General features: G+C 57.4%; 21 protein-coding genes. 18 read left to right on the top strand and 3 right to left on the bottom strand.

From position 1 onward, the window contains the following. Positions 1-52: 52 nt before the first annotated feature. The 3 genes from rpoH (at position 53) to livJ (ending at position 3,610) form a co-directional block, all read left to right on the top strand. On the top strand, positions 53-910 hold the full coding sequence (gene rpoH / locus HWQ15_RS06550; protein WP_000159624.1) for an RNA polymerase sigma factor RpoH: 858 nt from the start codon (positions 53-55) through the stop codon (positions 908-910). Positions 911-1,046: 136 nt separating this feature from the next. Continuing rightward, positions 1,047-2,312 carry a 4-aminobutyrate--2-oxoglutarate transaminase gene (locus tag HWQ15_RS06545; RefSeq protein ID WP_063149279.1) on the top strand — a complete coding sequence of 422 codons (1,266 nt, stop codon included), beginning with the start codon at positions 1,047-1,049 and terminating at the stop codon, positions 2,310-2,312. 197 nt (positions 2,313-2,509) lie between these two features. Then, positions 2,510-3,610 carry a branched chain amino acid ABC transporter substrate-binding protein LivJ gene (gene livJ / locus HWQ15_RS06540; protein ID WP_015571474.1) on the top strand — a complete coding sequence of 367 codons (1,101 nt, stop codon included), beginning with the start codon at positions 2,510-2,512 and terminating at the stop codon, positions 3,608-3,610. A 200-nt stretch (positions 3,611-3,810) separates the two neighbouring features. Here livJ and panM read toward each other — a convergent pair whose 3' ends face one another. Beyond that, on the bottom strand, positions 3,811-4,194 hold the full coding sequence (panM, locus tag HWQ15_RS06535) for an aspartate 1-decarboxylase autocleavage activator PanM (RefSeq protein WP_022649664.1): 384 nt from the start codon (positions 4,192-4,194) through the stop codon (positions 3,811-3,813). 424 nt (positions 4,195-4,618) lie between these two features. Between panM and livK the strand changes: the two genes are divergently transcribed. The 10 genes from livK to ugpQ all read left to right on the top strand — a co-directional run bounded on the left by livK (position 4,619) and on the right by ugpQ (position 14,685). After that, positions 4,619-5,728 carry a high-affinity branched-chain amino acid ABC transporter substrate-binding protein LivK gene (gene livK, locus HWQ15_RS06530; protein WP_023307130.1) on the top strand — a complete coding sequence of 370 codons (1,110 nt, stop codon included), beginning with the start codon at positions 4,619-4,621 and terminating at the stop codon, positions 5,726-5,728. 46 nt (positions 5,729-5,774) lie between these two features. Beyond that, on the top strand, positions 5,775-6,701 hold the full coding sequence (gene livH, locus HWQ15_RS06525; protein WP_022649662.1) for a high-affinity branched-chain amino acid ABC transporter permease LivH: 927 nt from the start codon (positions 5,775-5,777) through the stop codon (positions 6,699-6,701). Further along, on the top strand, positions 6,698-7,975 hold the full coding sequence (locus HWQ15_RS06520) for a high-affinity branched-chain amino acid ABC transporter permease LivM (protein WP_063149280.1): 1,278 nt from the start codon (positions 6,698-6,700) through the stop codon (positions 7,973-7,975). The genes livH and HWQ15_RS06520 overlap by 4 nt, the downstream gene beginning before the upstream one ends. Next, positions 7,972-8,739, top strand: a complete 768-nt coding sequence (gene livG, locus HWQ15_RS06515) for a high-affinity branched-chain amino acid ABC transporter ATP-binding protein LivG (RefSeq protein ID WP_022649661.1) — start codon at positions 7,972-7,974, stop codon at positions 8,737-8,739. The genes HWQ15_RS06520 and livG overlap by 4 nt, the downstream gene beginning before the upstream one ends. A gap of 1 nt (position 8,740) precedes the next feature. Then, positions 8,741-9,454 (top strand): high-affinity branched-chain amino acid ABC transporter ATP-binding protein LivF, encoded by a 714-nt coding sequence (gene livF / locus HWQ15_RS06510; protein ID WP_023298801.1) that lies wholly within the window; start codon positions 8,741-8,743, stop codon positions 9,452-9,454. Positions 9,455-9,700: 246 nt separating this feature from the next. Further along, entirely contained in the window at positions 9,701-11,017 is a 1,317-nt protein-coding gene (gene ugpB / locus HWQ15_RS06505) for a sn-glycerol-3-phosphate ABC transporter substrate-binding protein UgpB (protein ID WP_022649659.1), read from the top strand. Between the two features lie 129 nt (positions 11,018-11,146). Continuing rightward, positions 11,147-12,034 (top strand): sn-glycerol-3-phosphate ABC transporter permease UgpA, encoded by an 888-nt coding sequence (ugpA, locus tag HWQ15_RS06500; RefSeq protein WP_003861551.1) that lies wholly within the window; start codon positions 11,147-11,149, stop codon positions 12,032-12,034. Further along, entirely contained in the window at positions 12,031-12,876 is an 846-nt protein-coding gene (ugpE, locus tag HWQ15_RS06495; protein WP_063149282.1) for a sn-glycerol-3-phosphate ABC transporter permease UgpE, read from the top strand. The genes ugpA and ugpE overlap by 4 nt, the downstream gene beginning before the upstream one ends. A 1-nt stretch (position 12,877) precedes the next feature. After that, positions 12,878-13,948 carry a sn-glycerol-3-phosphate import ATP-binding protein UgpC gene (locus HWQ15_RS06490; protein WP_022649656.1) on the top strand — a complete coding sequence of 357 codons (1,071 nt, stop codon included), beginning with the start codon at positions 12,878-12,880 and terminating at the stop codon, positions 13,946-13,948. After that, positions 13,945-14,685, top strand: coding sequence for a glycerophosphodiester phosphodiesterase (gene ugpQ, locus HWQ15_RS06485; protein WP_063149283.1), 741 nt, complete (start codon positions 13,945-13,947; stop codon positions 14,683-14,685). The genes HWQ15_RS06490 and ugpQ overlap by 4 nt, the downstream gene beginning before the upstream one ends. On the opposite strand, the gene HWQ15_RS06480 is transcribed toward ugpQ, so the two are convergent. Further along, on the bottom strand, positions 14,675-15,046 hold the full coding sequence (locus HWQ15_RS06480) for a DUF2756 family protein (RefSeq protein WP_023298798.1): 372 nt from the start codon (positions 15,044-15,046) through the stop codon (positions 14,675-14,677). The two genes, ugpQ and HWQ15_RS06480, sit on opposite strands and share 11 nt — an antisense overlap. Positions 15,047-15,168: 122 nt before the next feature. Here HWQ15_RS06480 and ggt point away from each other — a divergent pair, with 122 nt between their 5' ends. Beyond that, positions 15,169-16,914, top strand: a complete 1,746-nt coding sequence (ggt, locus tag HWQ15_RS06475) for a gamma-glutamyltransferase (RefSeq protein ID WP_074143565.1) — start codon at positions 15,169-15,171, stop codon at positions 16,912-16,914. An 87-nt stretch (positions 16,915-17,001) separates the two neighbouring features. Here ggt and yhhY read toward each other — a convergent pair whose 3' ends face one another. After that, positions 17,002-17,490 carry an N-acetyltransferase gene (yhhY, locus tag HWQ15_RS06470; protein WP_023298796.1) on the bottom strand — a complete coding sequence of 163 codons (489 nt, stop codon included), beginning with the start codon at positions 17,488-17,490 and terminating at the stop codon, positions 17,002-17,004. A gap of 256 nt (positions 17,491-17,746) precedes the next feature. Here yhhY and HWQ15_RS06465 point away from each other — a divergent pair, with 256 nt between their 5' ends. From HWQ15_RS06465 to gntK, 4 genes are all read left to right on the top strand, one after another. Continuing rightward, complete coding sequence (locus HWQ15_RS06465) at positions 17,747-18,784, top strand: oxidoreductase (RefSeq protein WP_063149284.1); 1,038 nt, start codon at positions 17,747-17,749, stop codon at positions 18,782-18,784. A gap of 123 nt (positions 18,785-18,907) precedes the next feature. Beyond that, positions 18,908-19,603, top strand: a complete 696-nt coding sequence (locus HWQ15_RS06460) for a pirin family protein (protein WP_003861565.1) — start codon at positions 18,908-18,910, stop codon at positions 19,601-19,603. A gap of 91 nt (positions 19,604-19,694) precedes the next feature. Then, the gene (gene gntR / locus HWQ15_RS06455) at positions 19,695-20,690 is read left to right on the top strand and encodes a gluconate operon transcriptional repressor GntR (protein ID WP_003861567.1); all 996 of its coding nucleotides are present in this window, start codon (positions 19,695-19,697) and stop codon (positions 20,688-20,690) included. 126 nt (positions 20,691-20,816) lie between these two features. Continuing rightward, the gene (gntK, locus tag HWQ15_RS06450) at positions 20,817-21,344 is read left to right on the top strand and encodes a gluconokinase (protein ID WP_003861569.1); all 528 of its coding nucleotides are present in this window, start codon (positions 20,817-20,819) and stop codon (positions 21,342-21,344) included.

The raw sequence follows: 21,344 nt of genomic DNA, 5'->3' as shown, positions 1-21,344 counted from the left end.
GTTGTTGCCTGACGGGGACAACCTGGACCAGAAGAAACATTGAGAGGAATGAATGACCAAAGAAATGCAAACTTTAGCTTTAGCCCCTGTTGGTAACCTGGAATCTTACATCCGGGCTGCGAACACCTGGCCGATGTTAACGGCTGAGGAAGAAAAGGAGCTTGCTGAAAAGCTGCATTACCAGGGCGATCTGGAAGCAGCTAAAACGCTGATCCTGTCTCACCTGCGCTTTGTTGTTCACGTTGCTCGTAATTATGCGGGCTACGGCCTGCCGCAGGCGGACCTGATTCAGGAAGGTAACATTGGCCTGATGAAGGCGGTACGTCGCTTCAACCCGGAAGTGGGTGTGCGACTCGTCTCCTTCGCCGTGCACTGGATCAAAGCGGAAATTCACGAATACGTCCTGCGTAACTGGCGTATTGTGAAAGTCGCCACGACGAAAGCGCAGCGCAAACTGTTCTTCAACCTGCGTAAAACCAAGCAGCGTCTGGGCTGGTTCAATCAGGATGAAGTGGAAATGGTGGCGCGCGAGCTGGGCGTTTCCAGCAAAGACGTCCGCGAGATGGAATCCCGTATGGCCGCGCAGGACATGACGTTTGATATGTCTGCCGACGACGATGCCTCCGACAGCCAGCCGATGGCCCCGGTACTGTATCTGCAGGATAAAACCTCTAACTTTGCTGACGGCATTGAAGAGGATAACTGGGAAGACCAGGCGGCAAACAAGCTGACCTTCGCGATGGAAGGCCTCGACGAGCGTAGCCAGGATATCATCCGTGCCCGCTGGCTGGACGAAGATAACAAGTCCACGTTGCAGGAACTGGCCGACCGCTACGGCGTCTCCGCTGAACGTGTGCGTCAGCTTGAGAAGAACGCCATGAAAAAACTTCGCGCCGCTATCGAAGCGTAATTTCCGCGAAGTACACCGAGAACCCCTGGATGAGAGTCTGGGGGTTTTGTTTTTTTAGCGCCCGCTCTGGCGAATTTCTTCCCCCTGGCAAACACTTACTGATGCGCTAAGCAGGCGACTTTCAGAGGGTGACAGGGTGAAAAATAACGAACTGAACGACCGGCGTTTACAGGCGACGCCGCGCGGTATCGGCGTCATGTGTAACTTCTATGCCGATAAAGCCGAAAACGCCACGGTGTGGGATGTAGAAGGTAACGAGTATATTGATTTTGCCGCCGGGATCGCCGTGCTGAATACCGGGCATCGCCATCCTAAAGTTATCGCCGCCATCGAAAAACAGCTTCATGCCTTTACCCATACCGCTTACCAGATCGTCCCCTATGAAGGTTATGTGGCGCTTGCCGAGCGCATCAACCAGCGCGTACCCATAGAGGGGCCAGCCAAAACCGCCTTCTTCTCAACGGGTGCAGAAGCGGTCGAAAACGCGGTGAAAATTGCCCGCGCGTACACCAGACGTCCCGGCCTTATCACCTTCGGCGGCGCGTTCCACGGCCGTACCTTTATGACCATGGCGCTGACCGGCAAAGTGGCGCCCTATAAGCTCGGCTTCGGCCCGTTCCCCGGCTCGGTGTACCACGCGCAATTCCCCAACAGCCTGCACGGCGTCAGTACCGCCGAAGCGTTAAAAAGCCTGGAGCGCATCTTCAAAGCCGATATCGCGCCCGATCAGGTGGCGGCAATCATTATTGAACCGGTTCAGGGCGAGGGCGGATTCAACGTCGCGCCCGCTGATTTTATGCAGTCGCTGCGTGCCCTGTGCGATACCCACGGGATTTTACTGATTGCCGACGAAGTGCAAACCGGCTTCGCCCGTACCGGCAAGCTATTCTCCATGGAAAACCACTGCGTGAAGCCCGATCTGATCACCATGGCGAAAAGCCTGGCGGGCGGAATGCCGCTCTCTGCCGTCTCTGGCCGGGCAGAGGTGATGGACGCGCCCGCTCCGGGCGGACTGGGCGGCACCTACGCGGGTAACCCGCTGGCGATTGCGGCGGCCCATGCGGTGCTGGACGTGATTGACGAGGAAGATCTCTGCACGCGCGCGTCTCATCTCGGCCATCATCTTGTTGAGGTGCTGAATAAAGCGAAGGATGGCTGTCCCTGGATCGCCGATATCCGTGGGCAGGGCTCGATGGTGGCGGTGGAATTTACCGATCCGCAAACCGGACAGCCGTCGCCGGAATTTACCCGTCAGGTTCAGGAACGCGCGTTGAACGAAGGGCTGCTGCTTTTGAGTTGCGGCATCTACGGCAACGTTATCCGCTTCCTCTACCCGCTCACCATCCCCGAAGCGCAGTTCCGTAAAGCGCTGGATATTATTTCCGCCTCGCTGACACGATAAAGCCAAAAGCCCGGCTGAAATGACAGTCGGGCTTATCATATTTTCATTTCAAATTAGCTATTCCAAAATCATAAAAATGGGGTATGTTTTAGCAGAGTATGCTGAAAAAGCGCGAACAGCACGCCTATAATTGAAATAAAGCGCTACACAACAACATCACAACAATCGTTATAACCATAATAATGGGGAATCTCAGGATGAACATGAAGGGTAAAGCGTTACTGGCAGGATGTATCGCGTTGGCATTCAGCACTATGGCGCAGGCCGATATTAAAGTGGCCGTGGTGGGCGCGATGTCCGGTCCGGTAGCACAGTACGGCGACCAGGAATTTACGGGCGCGGAACAGGCGGTTGCAGACATTAATGCTAAGGGCGGCATCAAGGGCGAAAAGCTGCAAATCGTAAAATATGACGATGCCTGTGACCCGAAACAGGCGGTCGCGGTGGCGAACAAAGTGGTAAATGACGGGATCAAATACGTTATCGGTCACCTGTGCTCCTCTTCCACCCAGCCCGCGTCTGACATCTACGAAGACGAAGGCATTCTGATGATCACGCCGGCTGCGACGGCACCAGAGCTGACCGCGCGCGGCTATAAGCTGATCCTGCGTACCACCGGTCTGGACTCGGATCAGGGGCCAACCGCCGCGAAATACATTGTGGAAAAAGTGAAGCCGCAGCGCATCGCGATTGTTCATGACAAACAGCAGTACGGCGAAGGCCTGGCCCGTGCGGTGCAGGATAACCTGAAAAAAGCGAATGCCAACGTGGTGTTCTTTGACGGTATTACCGCCGGTGAGAAAGACTTCTCGACTCTGGTAGCGCGTCTGAAGAAAGAAAATATCGATTTCGTTTATTACGGCGGCTACCACCCGGAAATGGGGCAGATCCTGCGTCAGGCGCGTGCGGCGGGTCTGAAGACACAGTTCATGGGGCCAGAAGGCGTGGCGAACGTTTCCCTGTCTAACATCGCGGGTGAGTCTGCTGAAGGGCTGCTGGTGACCAAACCGAAAAACTACGACCAGGTGCCTGCGAACAAACCTGTTGTAGATGCCATCAAGGCGAAGAAACAGGATCCAAGCGGTGCGTTCGTCTGGACCACTTACGCAGCGTTGCAGTCTCTGCAAGCGGGCCTGAACCAGTCAGCCGATCCGGCGGAGATTGCCACCTGGCTGAAAGCGAACTCGGTGGAAACCGTGATGGGGCCGCTGTCCTGGGATGAGAAGGGCGACCTGAAGGGCTTCGAGTTCGGCGTGTTTGACTGGCATGCCAACGGCACGGCGACAGACGCCAAATAAAAGCAAAAAGGCAACGTAAGTTGCCTTTTTTAATGTTTTCTCCCTCTCCCCGTGGGAGAGGGCCGGGGTGAGGGCATCAGGCCGCACAGCCCCGCTTTTGCCCGGTGGCGCTTCGCTTACCGGGCCTACAATCAGCCTGGGAAAATGCGGCAGATAATGAATGTAGGCCGGGTAAGGCGCAGCCGCCACCCGGCTTTCTTTTAGCGCTTCTCCCACCCGTTCGCCTGCGCCGTAAACCCTAACGCCTGCATAAACGCCGCCATTACGCCGCGATCCTCTACGCCCACGTCGGCCATCCACCAGGAGGTCACGCTCGGGTTTTCGCGGATCACCTCTTCAATCAAATACTGCCCGACCCCGCGACGACGGGTCACGTCGCGCACGCGCAGGGAGTCCAGCGCCCCTTCCGTGCCGCTCAGCGTTACGCGGACGGCGGCCAGCAGGCGCTCGTTAAAGCGCGCGGCATAGATGCGGTGGTTCTCATCGACGGCCAGCGATGAAGAGGAATATTCCGGCCAGATCTTGCCCAGGTCGATATGATCCTGGTCGCTAAAGGTCACCAGACGCACGATAGTCAGTTTCATTAGCTGCTTGTCCAAATCAAAAAGAGTACGGCCAGTGTACTCAATTTAATTGCTCAGGCACTTTCTCTTTTTCTTCCTATTTACCAGGTGATTAGTTTTTTGGCAACGCGATGGGCAGTTTGAAAACACATGGATCGAAAAATAAGCAGAATTTTAACCTGAATGGTAGTGATTTATTCGGCGCTTTGTACCGTTATTTTATGCTGCTAACTGCGCTTTTATTTGTTTATCTCCGTCTGATTTCAGAATATTATCTTTGCTTAATCGCCTGAAAAATAGAGATATTAGTCTGGTTTTTGTTAAAAACCTGCGCTAAACCATTAAAGGCACTGGTAAAAATAGCGTTGTTCATTAAAAGTACAGAATGCTTTTTAACCATAATAAAACAAAATATAAACATCACTTCACGAATGGGGATTCTGAGATGAAAAGGAACGCGAAGACGTTAATCGCGGGGATGGTCGCACTGTCGATCTCGCATGCCGCTATGGCAGACGACATTAAAGTTGCGGTAGTGGGTGCGATGTCCGGCCCCGTTGCCCAGTGGGGCGATATGGAGTTCAACGGCGCGCGTCAGGCCATCAAAGATATCAATGCTAAAGGCGGCATCAAAGGCGACAAGCTGGTGGGCGTGGAGTATGACGACGCCTGCGATCCAAAACAGGCCGTCGCGGTCGCCAACAAAATCGTTAACGACGGTATCCAGTACGTCATCGGGCACCTGTGTTCCTCCTCCACGCAGCCTGCGTCTGATATCTACGAAGACGAAGGCATCCTGATGATCACCCCGGGCGCCACCAACCCGGAACTGACCCAGCGCGGTTACCAGCACATTATGCGTACCGCCGGTCTGGACTCCTCGCAGGGGCCAACCGCCGCCAAATACATCCTCGAAACCGTTAAGCCACAGCGCATTGCCATCATTCATGACAAACAGCAGTACGGTGAAGGCCTGGCGCGCTCCGTACAGGACGGCCTGAAAAAAGGCGGGGCGAATATCGTCTTCTTCGACGGCATTACCGCCGGTGAGAAAGACTTCTCCGCGCTGATCGCCCGCCTGCAAAAAGAGAATATCGACTTCGTTTACTACGGCGGCTACTACCCGGAAATGGGGCAGATGTTGCGCCAGGCGCGCGCCACCGGTCTGAAAACCCAGTTTATGGGGCCTGAGGGCGTCGGTAATGCCTCCCTGTCGAACATCGCGGGCGATTCTGCCGAAGGCATGCTGGTGACGATGCCAAAACGCTATGACCAGGATCCGGCGAATAAAGCTATCGTGGATGCGCTCAAGGCACAGAAGAAAGATCCGAGTGGCCCATACGTCTGGATCACCTACGCGGCCGTGCAGTCGCTGGCCACGGCCATGGATCGCACCGGCAGCAAAGAGCCGCTGGATCTGGTGAAAGATTTAAAAGCACACGGGGCGAACACCGTGATTGGGCCGCTGAACTGGGATGAGAAAGGCGATCTGAAGGGATTTGAATTTGGTGTCTTTAAGTGGCACGCCGACGGTTCGTCCTCGGTCGCCAGATAATAATCCCACCGCCCGGTTTACCGGGCGGATATAAAAAGGTTTGCATATGTCCGAGCAGTTTCTCTACTTTTTGCAGCAGATGTTTAACGGCGTCACGCTGGGAAGCACCTACGCGCTGATCGCCATCGGCTACACGATGGTTTACGGCATTATCGGCATGATCAACTTCGCCCACGGCGAGGTGTACATGATCGGTAGCTACGTCTCCTTTATGATCATCGCCGCGCTGATGATGATGGGCATCGACAGCAGCTGGTTGCTGGTGGCCGCCGGGTTTGTCGGCGCGATTGTGATTGCCAGCGCCTACGGCTGGAGCATCGAACGGGTGGCCTACCGGCCGGTGCGCAGCTCCAAGCGCCTTATTGCGCTGATCTCCGCCATCGGTATGTCCATCTTCCTGCAAAACTACGTCAGCCTGACAGAAGGTTCGCGTGACGTGGCGCTGCCAAGCCTGTTTAACGGCCAGTGGATTGTGGGGGCCAGCGAAAACTTCTCTGCCTCTGTCACCACCATGCAGCTGGTTATCTGGATTGTGACCTTCCTGGCGATGCTGGCCCTGACCGTTTTCATCCGCTACTCCCGCATGGGACGCGCCTGCCGCGCCTGCGCGGAAGACCTGAAGATGGCGAGCTTGCTCGGGATCAACACCGACCGCGTGATTGCCCTGACCTTCGTGATCGGTGCAGCGATGGCGGCGGTGGCGGGCGTGTTGCTCGGCCAGTTCTACGGCGTAATCAACCCGTACATCGGCTTTATGGCCGGGATGAAAGCCTTCACCGCCGCGGTACTGGGCGGTATCGGCAGCATTCCGGGCGCGATGATTGGCGGCCTGATTTTGGGCGTGGCCGAAGCGCTCTCCTCGGCGTACCTGAGCACCGAATATAAAGATGTGGTGTCGTTTGCCCTGCTGATTCTGGTTCTGCTGGTGATGCCTACCGGTATTCTGGGCCGTCCGGAGGTAGAGAAAGTATGAAACCGATGCATTTTGCGATGGCGCTGCTTTCTGCCGCCATGTTCTTCGTCCTGGCGGGCGTCTTTATGGGCGTCCAGTTAGGGCTGGACGGCACGAAGCTGGTGGTGGATACCGCCCCCGATATCCGCTGGCAGTGGGTGTTAATCGGTACTGGCGTGGTGTTCCTGTTCCAGCTGCTGCGTCCGCTGTTCCAGAAGACGCTGAAGAACGTCTCCGGGCCGAAATTCGTCCTGCCGGCGATCGACGGTACAACCGTGAAGCAGAAGCTGTTCCTTGTGGCGCTGCTGGTGGCTGCCGTGGCGTGGCCGTTTATGGTATCGCGCGGGACGGTGGATATTGCCACCCTGACCATGATCTACGTGATTCTGGGGCTAGGTCTGAACGTGGTGGTGGGGCTGTCTGGCCTGCTGGTGCTGGGCTACGGCGGGTTCTACGCCATCGGCGCGTACACCTTCGCGCTGCTGAACCATTATTACGGCCTCGGCTTCTGGACCTGTTTGCCGCTGGCGGGGCTGGTCTCTGCCGCCGCGGGCTTCCTGCTCGGCTTCCCGGTGCTGCGCCTGCGCGGTGACTACCTGGCGATTGTGACCTTAGGCTTCGGCGAAATCGTCCGTATCCTGCTGCTCAACAATACCGAAGTGACCGGCGGTCCGAACGGCATCAGCCAGATCCCGAAACCGACCTTCTTCGGCCTGGAGTTCAGCCGTACCGCCCGCGAAGGCGGCTGGGATACCTTCAGCAACTTCTTTGGCATCAAATACGACCCGTCCGACCGCGTGATCTGGCTCTACCTGGTGGCGCTGCTGCTGGTGGTGATTACCCTGTTTGTGATCAACCGTCTGCTGCGCATGCCGCTGGGCCGCGCATGGGAAGCGCTGCGTGAGGATGAGATCGCCTGCCGTTCCCTGGGCCTGAATCCGACCCGTATCAAGCTGACCGCGTTTACCATCAGCGCCGCGTTTGCCGGTTTCGCCGGAACGCTGTTTGCCGCGCGTCAGGGCTTCGTCAGCCCGGAATCGTTCACCTTTGCCGAATCGGCCTTCGTGCTGGCGATTGTGGTGCTCGGCGGGATGGGTTCCCAGTTCGCCGTGATCCTCGCGGCCATCCTGCTGGTGGTCTCGCGCGAGCTGATGCGCGACTTTAACGAATACAGCATGCTGATGCTGGGTGGCTTGATGGTGCTGATGATGATCTGGCGTCCGCAGGGCTTGCTGCCGATGACGCGTCCACAGCTGAAGCTTAAGAGCGCGGAAGCGAAAGGAGAGCAGGCATGAGTCAGCCATTATTATCCGTTAACGGTCTGATGATGCGTTTTGGTGGCCTGCTGGCGGTCAACAATGTGAATCTGGATCTGCACAAGAAAGAGATTGTCTCCCTGATTGGCCCGAACGGCGCAGGGAAAACCACAGTATTCAACTGCCTGACCGGTTTTTACAAGCCGACAGGTGGCACCATCATGCTGCGCGACCAGCACCTCGAAGGGCTACCGGGCCAGCAGATTGCCCGCATGGGCGTGGTGCGTACCTTCCAGCACGTGCGTCTGTTCCGTGAGATGACGGTGATTGAGAACCTGCTGGTGGCGCAACATCAGCAGCTCAAAACCGGCCTCTTTTCCGGCCTGCTGAAAACCCCGGCCTTCCGCCGCGCGCAGGAGGAGGCGCTCGATCGCGCCGCCACCTGGCTCGACCGTATCGGCCTGCTCCAGCACGCCAACCGTCAGGCGAGCAACCTCGCCTACGGTGACCAGCGTCGCCTTGAGATCGTGCGCTGCATGGTGACCCAGCCGGAGATCCTGATGCTCGACGAACCGGCGGCGGGCCTCAACCCGAAAGAGACCAAAGAGCTGGACGAGCTGATTGCCGAGCTTCGCGATCATCACGACACCACCATCCTGCTGATTGAGCATGACATGAAGCTGGTGATGGGCATTTCGGACCGTATCTACGTGGTTAACCAGGGCACGCCGCTGGCAAACGGCACGCCGGAAGAGATCCGCAGCAACCCGGACGTGATCCGCGCATACCTTGGTGAGGCATAAGATGGAAAAAGCGATGTTAACGTTCGACAAGGTCAATGCGCACTACGGCAAGATCCAGGCGCTGCACGACGTCAGCCTGCATATCAATCAGGGCGAGATCGTCACCCTGATTGGCGCCAACGGCGCGGGGAAAACCACGCTGCTCGGCACCCTGTGCGGCGATCCGCGCGCCACCAGCGGGCGGATTGTGTTTGACGGCAAAGATATTACCGACTGGCAGACGGCTAAAATTATGCGTGAAGCGGTAGCGATCGTCCCGGAAGGGCGTCGCGTGTTCTCGCGCATGACGGTCGAAGAGAACCTGGCGATGGGCGGTTTCTTCGCCCACCGGGATGAATACCAGACCCGCATCAAATGGGTATACGAACTCTTCCCGCGCCTGTGGGAGCGGCGAATTCAGCGCGCGGGCACCATGTCCGGCGGGGAGCAACAGATGCTGGCGATTGGCCGCGCGCTGATGAGCCAGCCGCGTCTGCTGCTGCTGGATGAACCGTCGCTCGGGCTGGCGCCTATCATCATTCAGCAGATTTTCGACACCATCGAGCAGCTGCGCAAAGAGGGGATGACCATCTTCCTCGTCGAGCAGAACGCCAACCAGGCGCTGAAGCTCGCTGACCGTGGCTACGTGCTGGAGAACGGCCGCGTGGTGCTCTCCGATACCGGCGATGCGCTGCTGGCGAACGAAGCGGTGCGGAGTGCGTACCTCGGAGGCTAAGCCGTCTGTATCGCCCGGTGGCGCTGCGCTTACCGGGCCTACGGATTCCATGTAGGCCGGGTAAGGCGAAGCCGCCACCCGGCTTTTTTTCATATTAACCCCTTCACACAACCATCATCCCTCTGACGCCTGGCTGTCACCTATCTGTAAACAAACAGTTATTTTTCTGTCATTCGAGCATGTCATGTTACCTCGCGAGCACAAAACGCGTGATATCGCGCATCCGGCATAATAAGAGAGATGACAATGACATCGTTACGACACACAGCTTTGGGTCTGGCAATCGGTCTGGCTTTTGCGACGAACGCAATGGCTGTGACCACCATTCCGTTCTGGCATTCTATGGAAGGGGAGTTGGGTAAAGAGGTTGACTCCCTGGCGCAACGTTTCAACGACACCCACCCGGATTACAAAATTGTGCCGGTGTACAAAGGCAACTACGAGCAGAGCCTGAGCGCGGGCATCGCCGCCTTCCGTACCGGCAATGCGCCAGCCCTGTTACAGGTTTATGAAGTCGGCACCGCGACCATGATGGCCTCCAAAGCCATCAAGCCGGTCTATGAAGTGTTCAAAGACGCGGGCATCAACTTTGACGAATCCCAGTTTGTGCCGACCGTCTCCGGTTACTACACCGATTCCAAAACCGGCCACCTGCTGTCCCAACCGTTTAACAGCTCCACGCCGGTGCTGTACTACAACAAAGATGCCTTCAAAAAAGCCGGTTTAGATCCGGAACAGCCGCCAAAAACCTGGCAGGATCTGGCGGAGTACACCGCGAAGCTGAAAGCGGCGGGGATGAAGTGCGGCTACGCCAGCGGCTGGCAGGGCTGGATCCAGATTGAAAACTTCAGCGCCTGGCACGGCCTGCCGGTTGCCACCAAAAACAACGGCTTCGATGGCACCGACGCGGTTCTGGAATTTAACAAGCCGGAGCAGGTGAAGCACATCGCGCTGCTGGCCGATCTGAACAAGAAGGGCGACTTCAGCTATTTCGGGCGCAAAGACGAATCCACCGAGAAGTTCTACAACGGTGACTGCGCCATTACTACCGCGTCTTCCGGTTCGCTGGCGGACATCCGTCACTACGCCAAATTCAACTACGGCGTGGGCATGATGCCGTACGACGCTGATGTAAAAGGCGCGCCGCAGAACGCCATCATCGGCGGGGCGAGCCTGTGGGTGATGCAGGGTAAAGACAACGGCACCTACAAAGGCGTGGCCGAGTTCCTCGACTTCCTGGCGAAGCCGGAAAACGCCGCCGAGTGGCACCAGAAGACCGGCTACCTGCCGATCACCAAAGCCGCGTACGACCTGACTCGGGAGCAGGGCTTCTACAGCAAGAACCCGGGCGCGGACATCGCGACGCGTCAGATGCTGAACAAGCCGCCGTTGCCGTTCACCAAAGGCCTGCGTCTGGGCAACATGCCGCAGATCCGCACCATCGTTGATGAAGAGCTGGAAAGCGTCTGGACCGGGAAGAAAACGCCTCAGCAGGCGCTGGATTCAGCGGTAGAGCGCGGCAACCAACTGTTACGCCGCTTTGAGCAGTCGACGAAGTCTTAATTAAAATCTTACCCCTCACCCTAACCCTCTCCCCATAGGGGAGAGGGGACTGCACGGAGCCGTCTTTTCTCCCTCGCCCCTATGGGGAGAGGGCCGGGGTGAGGGGCGAAAACCTACTTGAGCTAACCTATGTCATCATCCCGTCCGGTGTTCCGTTCCCGCTGGCTGCCGTACCTGCTGGTCGCGCCGCAGCTGGTCATCACCGTAATCTTCTTTATCTGGCCTGCGGGCGAAGCGCTGTGGTACTCGGTACAAAGCGTCGATCCGTTCGGGCTTTCCAGCCAGTTTGTCGGGCTGGACAACTTTACCGCGCTGTTCCATGACAGCTACTACCTGGACTCCTTCTGGACGACGATCAAATTCAGCGCGCTGGTCACCGTCAGCGGTCTTGTCGCGTCGCTGTTCTTCGCCGCGCTGGTGGATTACGTAGTGCGCGGCAGCCGTCTGTATCAGACCCTGATGCTGCTGCCTTACGCTGTGGCTCCCGCCGTGGCCGCCGTGCTGTGGATCTTCCTGTTTAACCCGGGGCGCGGGCTGATTACCCACTTCCTGGGCGAGTTTGGCTATGACTGGAACCACGCCCAGAACAGCGGTCAGGCCATGTTCCTGGTGGTGTTCGCCTCGGTGTGGAAGCAGATCAGCTACAACTTCCTGTTTTTCTTCGCCGCGCTACAGTCTATCCCGCGTTCGCTGGTGGAGGCCGCCGCGATTGACGGCGCAGGGCCCGTTCGTCGCTTCTTCCGGCTGTCGCTGCCGCTGATCGCCCCGGTGAGTTTCTTCCTGCTGGTGGTCAACCTGGTGTACGCCTTCTTCGACACCTTCCCGGTGATCGACGCCGCCACTGCGGGCGGTCCGGTACAGGCGACGACCACGCTGATTTATAAAATTTACCGCGAAGGCTTTGCCGGGCTTGATCTCTCTGCCTCTGCCGCCCAGTCCGTGGTGCTGATGTTCCTCGTCATCATCCTCACGGTGGTGCAGTTCCGCTATGTCGAAAGTAAGGTGCGCTACCAATGATTGAGAACCGTCGCGGGCTGACGATTTTCAGCCATACCCTGCTGATTCTGGGCATTCTCGTCATCCTGTTTCCGCTGTACGTGGCGTTTGTCGCCGCCACGCTGGACACCAGGGCGGTGTTCGACACGCCGATGACGCTCGTCCCCGGCGGGCATCTTTTCGAGAACATGAAAACTATCTGGACCCAGGGCGTGGGGGCCAACAGCGCGCCGTTCTGGCTGATGATGCTCAACAGTTTCATCATGGCGTTCGGCATCACCATCGGCAAAATCACGGTGTCGATGCTTTCGGCCTTCGCCATCGTCTGGTTCCGCTTTCCGCTGCGTAACCTGTTTTTCTGGATGATTTTCATCACTCTGATGCTGCCTGTGGAGGTGCGTATCTTCCCGACGGTGGAGGTGATCGCCAACCTGAAGATGCTCGACAGCTACGCGGGCTTAACCCTGCCGCTGATGGCCTCGGCGACCGCCACCTTCCTGTTCCGCCAGTTCTTTATGACCCTGCCGGATGAGCTGATTGAAGCCGCGCGTATTGACGGCGCCTCGCCGATGCGCTTCTTCCGCGACATCGTGCTGCCGCTGTCGAAAACCAACCTTGCGGCGCTGTTTGTGATCACCTTTATCTACGGCTGGAACCAGTACCTGTGGCCGCTGCTGATCGTTCAGGACGTCAACCTCGGCACCGCCGTGGCAGGCATCAAAGGCATGATCGCCACCGGCGAAGGCACCACCCTCTGGAACCAGGTGATGGCGGCGATGCTGCTCACCCTTATCCCACCCGTAGTCATTGTTTTAGCCATGCAGCGCGCGTTTGTCCGCGGCCTGGTCGATAGCGAGAAATAAGATGGCAGGTTTAAAATTACAGGCAGTAACCAAAAGCTGGGACGGCAAAACCCAGGTCATTCAGCCGCTGACGCTCGACGTGGCGGACGGGGAATTTATCGTCATGGTCGGTCCGTCCGGCTGTGGGAAATCCACGCTGCTGCGCATGGTGGCGGGGCTGGAACGCGTGACGTCCGGGGATATCTGGATTGACCGCCAGCGCGTTACCGAGATGGAACCCAAAGATCGCGGCATCGCGATGGTGTTCCAGAACTACGCTCTCTATCCGCACATGAGCGTGGAAGAGAACATGGCCTGGGGGCTGAAAATTCGCGGCATGGGCAAAGGCCATATCGAGGAGCGCGTGAAAGAAGCCGCGCGCATTCTGGAGCTGGACGGCCTGCTCAAGCGTCGCCCGCGTGAGCTTTCCGGCGGCCAACGTCAGCGCGTGGCGATGGGGCGCGCCATCGTGCGCGACCCGGCAGTCTTTCTGTTCGACGAACCGCTGTCAAACCTCGACGCCAAGCTGCGCGTGCAGATGCGCCTTGAGCTACAGCAGCTGCATCGCCGCCTGAAAACCACGTCCCTCTACGTGACCCACGATCAGGTAGAGGCCATGACTCTCGCCCAGCGCGTGATGGTGATGAACAAAGGCATCGCCGAGCAGATTGGCACCCCGGTGGAAGTCTACGAAAAACCGGCCAGCCGTTTTGTGGCGAGCTTTATCGGCAGCCCGGCGATGAACCTGCTGGACGGGCGGATCAATGCTGCAGGAACCCATTTTGAGCTGGAAAGCGGGATGGCGTTGCCGATCAACTGGTACTATCGTGGCTACGCCGGGCGTAAGATGACGCTCGGTATCCGCCCGGAGCATATTGGTTTGACGTCTCAGGCGGACGGCGGCGTGCCGCTGGTGATGGACACGCTGGAGATGCTGGGCGCAGACAACCTGGCGCACGGACGCTGGGGCGAACAAAAGCTGGTGGTGCGCCTGCCGCATCAGGAGCGCCCGAAGGCAGGCAGCACGCTGTGGCTGCATATGCCGGAAAATCACCTGCACTTATTTGACGGTGAAACAGGACAACGAGTATGAGCAACTGGCCTTACCCCCACATTGTCGCCCACCGTGGCGGCGGTAAACTGGCGCCGGAAAACACCCTGGCGGCAATTGACGCTGGCGCGCGCTACGGCCACACGATGATCGAGTTCGATGCCAAGCTGTCGAAGGACGGCGAAATTTTCCTGCTGCATGACGACAACCTTGAACGCACCAGCAACGGCTGGGGCGTGGCGGGCGAACTGCCGTGGCGCGATCTGCTGAAGGTGGATGCCGGAAGCTGGTTCAGCGGGGAATTCAAAGGTGAACCGCTGCCGCTGCTGGCGGAAGTGGCGGACCGCTGCCGCCAGCACGGCATGATGGCCAACATCGAAATCAAACCGACCACCGGCACCGGGCCGCTGACGGGCAAAGTCATCGCGCTGGCCGCGCGTGAGCTGTGGGAAGGGATGACGGTACCGCTGCTGTCGTCGTTTGACATCGACGCGCTGGAAGCGGCACAGGCGGCCGTACCAGAGCTGCCGCGCGGGCTGCTGCTGGATGAGTGGCGAGAAGACTGGCGCGCGCTGACTTCCCGCTTAGGTTGCGTGTCGATCCACCTCAACCATAAGCTGCTGGATGAAGCGCGCGTGATGCTGTTAAAAGAGGCCGGTCTGCATATCCTGGTCTACACCGTCAACAAACCCCAGCGTGCGGCCGAGCTGCTGCGCTGGGGCGTGGACAGCATCTGTACCGATGCGATTGACCAGATCGGGCCGAACTTTATTTATTAAGCATACTGCCGTTCTGCTGGGTCGGCAGCATATGCTGCTGACCGCTGCTTTGCGACACCCCGCCCCCTAACATCCCACCGTTTGAGTTTGACAGCGGCTGCTCGCGCATCTGGCCCTGCTGCACGCGCTGGGTATTAGCGTTCATCTGGTTTTGCAGGTGCTGTTGCTGCACCTGGGTCTGCGTCTTTAACTGCTGATTAAGCATCCCTTTCTGCTGCTGTTGCTGGCTCATCATCTCCGTCTGCATACGCTGCTGGCTCGGAATGACATAGCCCTGCTGGTTCGGGTTGTTCAGCGTGTTTATCGGCTGTGCGAGCGCGGCGAACGGAAGCAGCGCGATCAGGATCGGTAATCGTTTCATGGTTATCTCCTCCTTTGAGGCTTCTCTTAAGTTTATCCTGATTCCGGCATAACGATGATTTTTTAAGAGTTGTGAACCAGGCTTAAGCGGGGAATATAGGCCCCTTCACCTGGAGAACAATAATGATGAAACCAACCTTTTTGCGCTGGGTCGCCATCGCTGCGCTGATGGCAGGCGGCACATTTACCGTGGCGGCCAACCCGCCCGCCGCTCCTCCGGTCTCTTACGGCGTGGAGGAGGATGTTTTTCATCCCGAGCGGGCGACGCACGGCATGGTGGCCTCGGTTGACGCGCTGGCAACTCAGGTGGGCGTCGATATTCTTAAACAGGGCGGTAACGCGGTGGATGCGGCGGTCGCGGTCGGGTACGCGCTGGCGGTGACGCATCCACAGGCGGGGAACCTGGGCGGCGGCGGGTTTATGATGCTGCGCACGAAAGACGGTAAAACTACGGCCATCGACTTTCGTGAGATGGCACCGAATCAGGCCTCCCGCGATATGTTCCTCGACGATCAGAGCAATCCGGACAGTAAAAAATCCCTGACCTCGCACCTTGCCTCCGGCACGCCGGGCACCGTTGCGGGGTTCTCGCTGGCGCTGGAAAAATACGGCACGCTGCCGCTGAATAAAGTGGTACAGCCTGCCATCAGGCTGGCGCGCGACGGCTTCGTCGTCAACGACGCGCTGGCGGACGACCTCAAAACCTACGGCAGCGAAGTTATTCCCAATCATGAAAACAGCAAGGCTATCTTCTGGAAAGACGGCGAGCCGCTGAAAAAGGGCGATAAGCTGGTGCAGAAGAACCTCGCAAAAAGTCTCGAACTGATTGCCGAAAACGGTCCGGACGCCTTCTATAAGGGGCCGATTGCCGATCAAATTGCCGACGAGATGCAGAAGAACGGCGGGCTGATCACCAAAGCGGATCTGGCGGAATATAAGGCGGTGGAGCGCGAGCCGATTAGCGGCACCTATCGCGGCTACGAGGTCTTCTCCATGCCGCCGCCGTCCTCCGGGGGCATTCACATTGTGCAGATCCTCAATATTCTGGAAAACTTCGATATGCACAAGTTCGGCTTCGGTAGTGCCGATGCCATGCAGGTGATGGCGGAGGCGGAAAAGCGCGCCTACGCGGACCGCTCGGAATATCTTGGCGATCCGGATTTCGTGAAGGTGCCGTGGCAGGCGCTGACCAACAAAGCCTATGCCAAATCGATTGCCGATGAGATCGACATCAACAAGGCTAAACCGTCCAGCGAGATCCGCCCGGGCAAGCTGGCGCCGTATGAAAGTAACCAGACCACCCACTTCTCGGTCGTGGACAAAGACGGAAACGCGGTGGCGGTGACCTACACGCTTAACACCACCTTCGGCACCGGGATTGTGGCGGGCAGTAGCGGTATTTTGCTGAACAACGAGATGGATGATTTCTCGGCCAAGCCGGGCGTGCCGAACGTCTACGGGCTGGTCGGCGGCGATGCAAATGCGGTCGGGCCGAAGAAGCGCCCGCTGTCGTCCATGTCGCCCACCATCGTGGTGAAAGACGGCAAAACCTGGCTGGTGACCGGCAGCCCGGGCGGGAGCCGGATTATCACCACCGTGCTGCAAATGGTAGTGAACAGCATCGACTTTGGGATGAACGTCGCCGAAGCGACCAATGCGCCGCGTTTCCATCACCAGTGGCTGCCGGACGAGTTGCGCGTGGAGAAGGGCTTTAGCCCGGATACCCTCAAGCTGCTTGAGCAGCGCGGGCAGAAGGTGGCGGTGAAGGAGGCGATGGGCAGCACCCAGAGCATTATGGTCGGGCCGGACGGTGCCCTGTTTGGCGCGTCGGACCCACGGTCGGTGGATGATTTAACGGCGGGGTATTGAGGGCTCCTCTCACCTAACCCTCTCCCCATAGGGGAGAGGGGATTGCACGGTGCGGTCTTTTCTCCCTCGCCCCTTCGGGGTGAGGGGTTACTTCATCCGCGCCATATAATACGCGTCCACGTACTCGCCGTTGCGCAGGGCGTAGCGCCTGCCGGTGCCTTCAATCTCAAACCCGTGCTTTTTGTACACCGCGATTGCCGGTGCGTTATCGACAAACACCGTTAACTCGATGCGGTCGACGCGCAGCCAGTTGTCGCACATATCAATCATGGTGCGTATCAGCGCGCTGGCGACGCCCCGGTTTTGCCACTGCGCACCCACACAAATTCCAAAATCGGCAACGTGGCTGCGGCGCGGACGCTGGGCTACGGCAATGCACAGATGCCCGGCGACGGTATCATCAATACAGGCGACAAGCTGCTTGATACCGGGCTGATCGGTTAGCCGGTCATGCCACATCTGCTCTGAGGGATGAGGAACCTGTAGCGTGTTGTGGTACACCTCCGGCTGGGCGTGGATCTGACGAATGGCGTCGTAATCTTTCGGTTCAGCGTGGCGTATCACTATCTCACTCATTCCTTGTTCCTCAGTCAGTTAAAAGTCCCTTCCAACATCAGTGACTTTAAAAGTTGAGTCAATCGCTATTTTTTGCAAAAAGTGTTGGACAAGTGCGAATGAGAATGATTATTATTGCTCTGCATTCAGGAAGACCTCCTACGGGAACCTGAAAGCACGACATTGCTCACATTGCTTCCAGTATTACTTTAGCCAGCTTCTCGCTGGCTTTTTTTTGTTATGGTTAGACTCAGTAACCTTCCAAAAGGACTGAGCCATGACACTACATTGTGCATTTATTGGATTTGGCAAAAGCACCACGCGTTACCACCTTCCGTATGTTCTTAACCGAAAAGAGACCTGGCACGTGGCCCATATCTATCGCCGCCGCGCGAAGCCAGAAGAGCAGTCTCCGCAGTATTCCCATATTCATTTCACCAGCGATCTTGATGAAGTGTTAAATGATTCGCAGGTGAAGCTGGTGGTGGTCTGTACCCACGCCGACAGCCACTTTGACTACGCGAAACGCGCGTTGGAAGCGGGTAAAAACGTGCTGGTGGAAAAACCGTTCACCCCGACCATCGCCGAAGCGAAGGAACTCTTTGCGCTGGCAAAAAGCAAAGGCCTGACCGTCACGCCGTACCAGAACCGTCGCTTTGACAGCTGCTTCCTGACGGCAAAAAAGGCAATTGAAAGCGGCAAGCTCGGCGAGATCGTTGAAATCGAAAGCCACTTCGATTACTACCGCCCGGTGGCAGAAACCAAACCCGGCCTGCCGCAGGACGGTTCGTTCTACGGTCTGGGCGTACACACCATGGACCAGTTCATCTCCCTGTTTGGCCGCCCGGACCACGTGGCGTACGACATCCGCAGCCTGCGCAATAAGGCCAATCCGGACGATACCTTCGAAGCACAGCTGTTCTACGGCGATCTCAAAGCCATCGTCAAAACCAGCCATCTGGTGAAAATCGACTACCCGAAATTTATCGTTCACGGCAAGAAAGGCTCCTTTATCAAGTACGGCATCGACCAGCAGGAGACCAGCCTGAAGGCCAACATCATGCCGGGCGAACCGGGCTTTGCGGCAGATGATTCCGTGGGCGTGCTGGAGTACGTGAACGACGAGGGCCTGACGGTCAGGGAAGAGCTGAAGCCGGAAACGGGCGATTATGGACGCGTCTACGATGCGCTGTATGAAACCCTCTCCAGCGGCACGCCGAATTACGTCAAGGAATCTGACGTTCTGACGAACCTGGAAATCCTTGAACGGGCCTTCGAACAGGCTTCCCCTGCCACGGTAACCCTCGCCAGATAAGCAAAAATGGCTCCTTTGTGCTTGTTCTAAATTTTTGAACAGAGGAGTCAATTTTCACCCTCTATGATCCCTGAGCGTTTGCGTCCACACTTACTCCATCGAAACGAACTGAGGGTGAAAACAATGATCTACTTACGCAAAGCAAACGAACGTGGTCATGCGAATCATGGCTGGCTGGACTCATGGCATTCATTCTCGTTTGCCGACTACTACGACCCGAACTTCATGGGCTTCTCCGCGCTGCGCGTCATTAACGACGACGTGATTGATGCAGGCCAGGGCTTCGGTACCCACCCGCACAAGGACATGGAAATCCTGACCTATGTGCTGGAAGGGGCGGTTGAGCACCAGGACAGCATGGGCAATAAAGAGCAGGTTCCGGCGGGCGAGTTCCAGATTATGAGCGCGGGGACCGGGGTGCGTCACTCTGAGTACAACCCGAGCAAAACGGAAAAACTGCACCTGTATCAAATCTGGATCATTCCAGAAGAGACTGGCATCACGCCACGCTACGAACAGCGCCGCTTCGATGCGAAACAGGGTAAACAGCTGGTGCTCTCCCCGGATGCGCGTGAAGGTTCCCTGAAAGTGCATCAGGATATGGAGCTGTACCGCTGGGCGCTGGCGAAAGATGAGCAGTCTGTGCACCAGATCGCCGCCAACCGCCGCGTGTGGATCCAGGTGGTGAAAGGCGAGGTGTCCATCAATGGCACCAAAGCCACCACCGCCGATGGCCTGGCAGTCTGGGATGAGCAGGCGCTCTCCGTGCATGCCGACAGCGAAAGTGAAATTCTGCTGTTTGATCTGCCGCCGGTCTAAATAATTTCTCAACCTTCCCTTTAAACGGGGAAGGTTGAGCTTTGTCCGTGATAAACTGAGCAAATCTCTCACTTCAAGATTTCTCAGGACGATGAAAAAGAAACGCCCCGTACTTCAGGATGTCGCCGATCGCGTCGGTGTGACCAAAATGACGGTCAGCCGTTTTTTACGTAACCCGGAGCAGGTTTCCGTGGCGTTGCGTGGCAAGATTGCCGCCGCCCTTGATGAACTGGGTTATATCCCCAACCGCGCGCCCGATATTCTCTCCAATGCGACCAGCCGTGCGGTGGGCGTCCTGCTTCCTTCCTTAACCAACCAGGTTTTCGCTGAAGTGCTGCGTGGCATCGAAAGCGTGACCGATGCCTTTGGTTATCAGACCATGCTCGCCCACTATGGGTACAAGCCGGAACTGGAAGAGGAACGTCTTGAATCGATGCTTTCCTGGAACATTGACGGCCTGATTTTAACGGAACGTACTCACACCCCGCGCACGCTGAAAATGATTGAAGTGGCAGGCATTCCGGTGGTGGAGTTGATGGACAGCCAGTCGCCGTGCCTCGACATCGCCGTGGGGTTCGATAACTTTGAAGCGGCGCGTCAGATGACGGCGGCGATCATCGCCCGCGGTCATCGCCATGTGGCCTATCTGGGTGCGCGTCTGGATGAACGTACTATCATCAAACAGAAGGGATACGAGCAGGCGATGCTCGACGCCGGTTTAACCCCGTACAGCGTGATGGTGGAGCAATCTTCCTCTTATACGTCGGGTATTGAGCTGATGCGTCAGGCGCGACGCGAGTATCCGCAACTGGACGGTATTTTTTGTACCAACGATGACCTTGCGGTCGGCGCCGCGTTTGAGTGTCAGCGCCTGGGTTTAAAAATCCCGGATGATATGGCGATTGCCGGCTTCCACGGCCACGACATTGGCCAGGTGATGGAGCCGCGTCTGGCAAGCGTCCTGACCCCGCGTGAACGCATGGGCCGCATTGGTGCAGAACGCCTGCTGGCGCGCATTCGTGGTGAGGCAGTTACCCCTAAAATGTTAGATTTAGGTTTCACCTTGTCACCGGGTGGATCTATTTAATCCGACAAATTTGAAGTAGCTCACACTTATTCACTTCGCGCACGTTTGGATATTGCTTCTCTTATGCCCCGGCAGGACAATGTTACCGATAACTGTTACCCGTAACAATTGACTGAGGGACACCCTTTGAGCACGACTAATCACGATCACCACGTTTACGTCCTGATGGGCGTGTCCGGTAGCGGTAAATCTGCCGTGGCGAGCGAAGTGGCGCATCAACTCCAGGCTGCGTTTCTTGATGGTGACTTCCTCCATCCGCGCAGCAACATCATGAAAATGGCTTCCGGCGAGCCGCTGAATGACGACGACCGCAAACCCTGGTTGCAGGCGCTGAATGATGCCGCGTTCGCGATGCAGCGCACCAATAAAGTCTCCCTGATAGTCTGTTCCGCGCTGAAAAAAACCTATCGCGACCTGCTGCGCGATGGCAACCCGAACCTCTCTTTCATCTACCTGAAAGGCGATTTCGGGGTAATTGAAAGCCGCCTGAAGGCGCGTAAAGGCCACTTCTTCAAAACCCAGATGCTGGTAACGCAGTTCGAAGCGTTGCAGGAGCCGGGGGCTGACGAACAGGATGTCTTAGTGGTTGATATCGATCAGCCGCTGGAAGGTGTTGTTGCCAGCACCATCGAGGTTATTAATAAAAGGCAGTAA

Source organism: Enterobacter sp. DSM 30060, from assembly GCF_013375955.1.
Lineage (GTDB): Bacteria > Pseudomonadota > Gammaproteobacteria > Enterobacterales > Enterobacteriaceae > Enterobacter > Enterobacter intestinihominis.
Note: the sequence above shows the minus strand (reverse complement) of the source record. Positions and strands in the feature narration are given on the sequence as shown.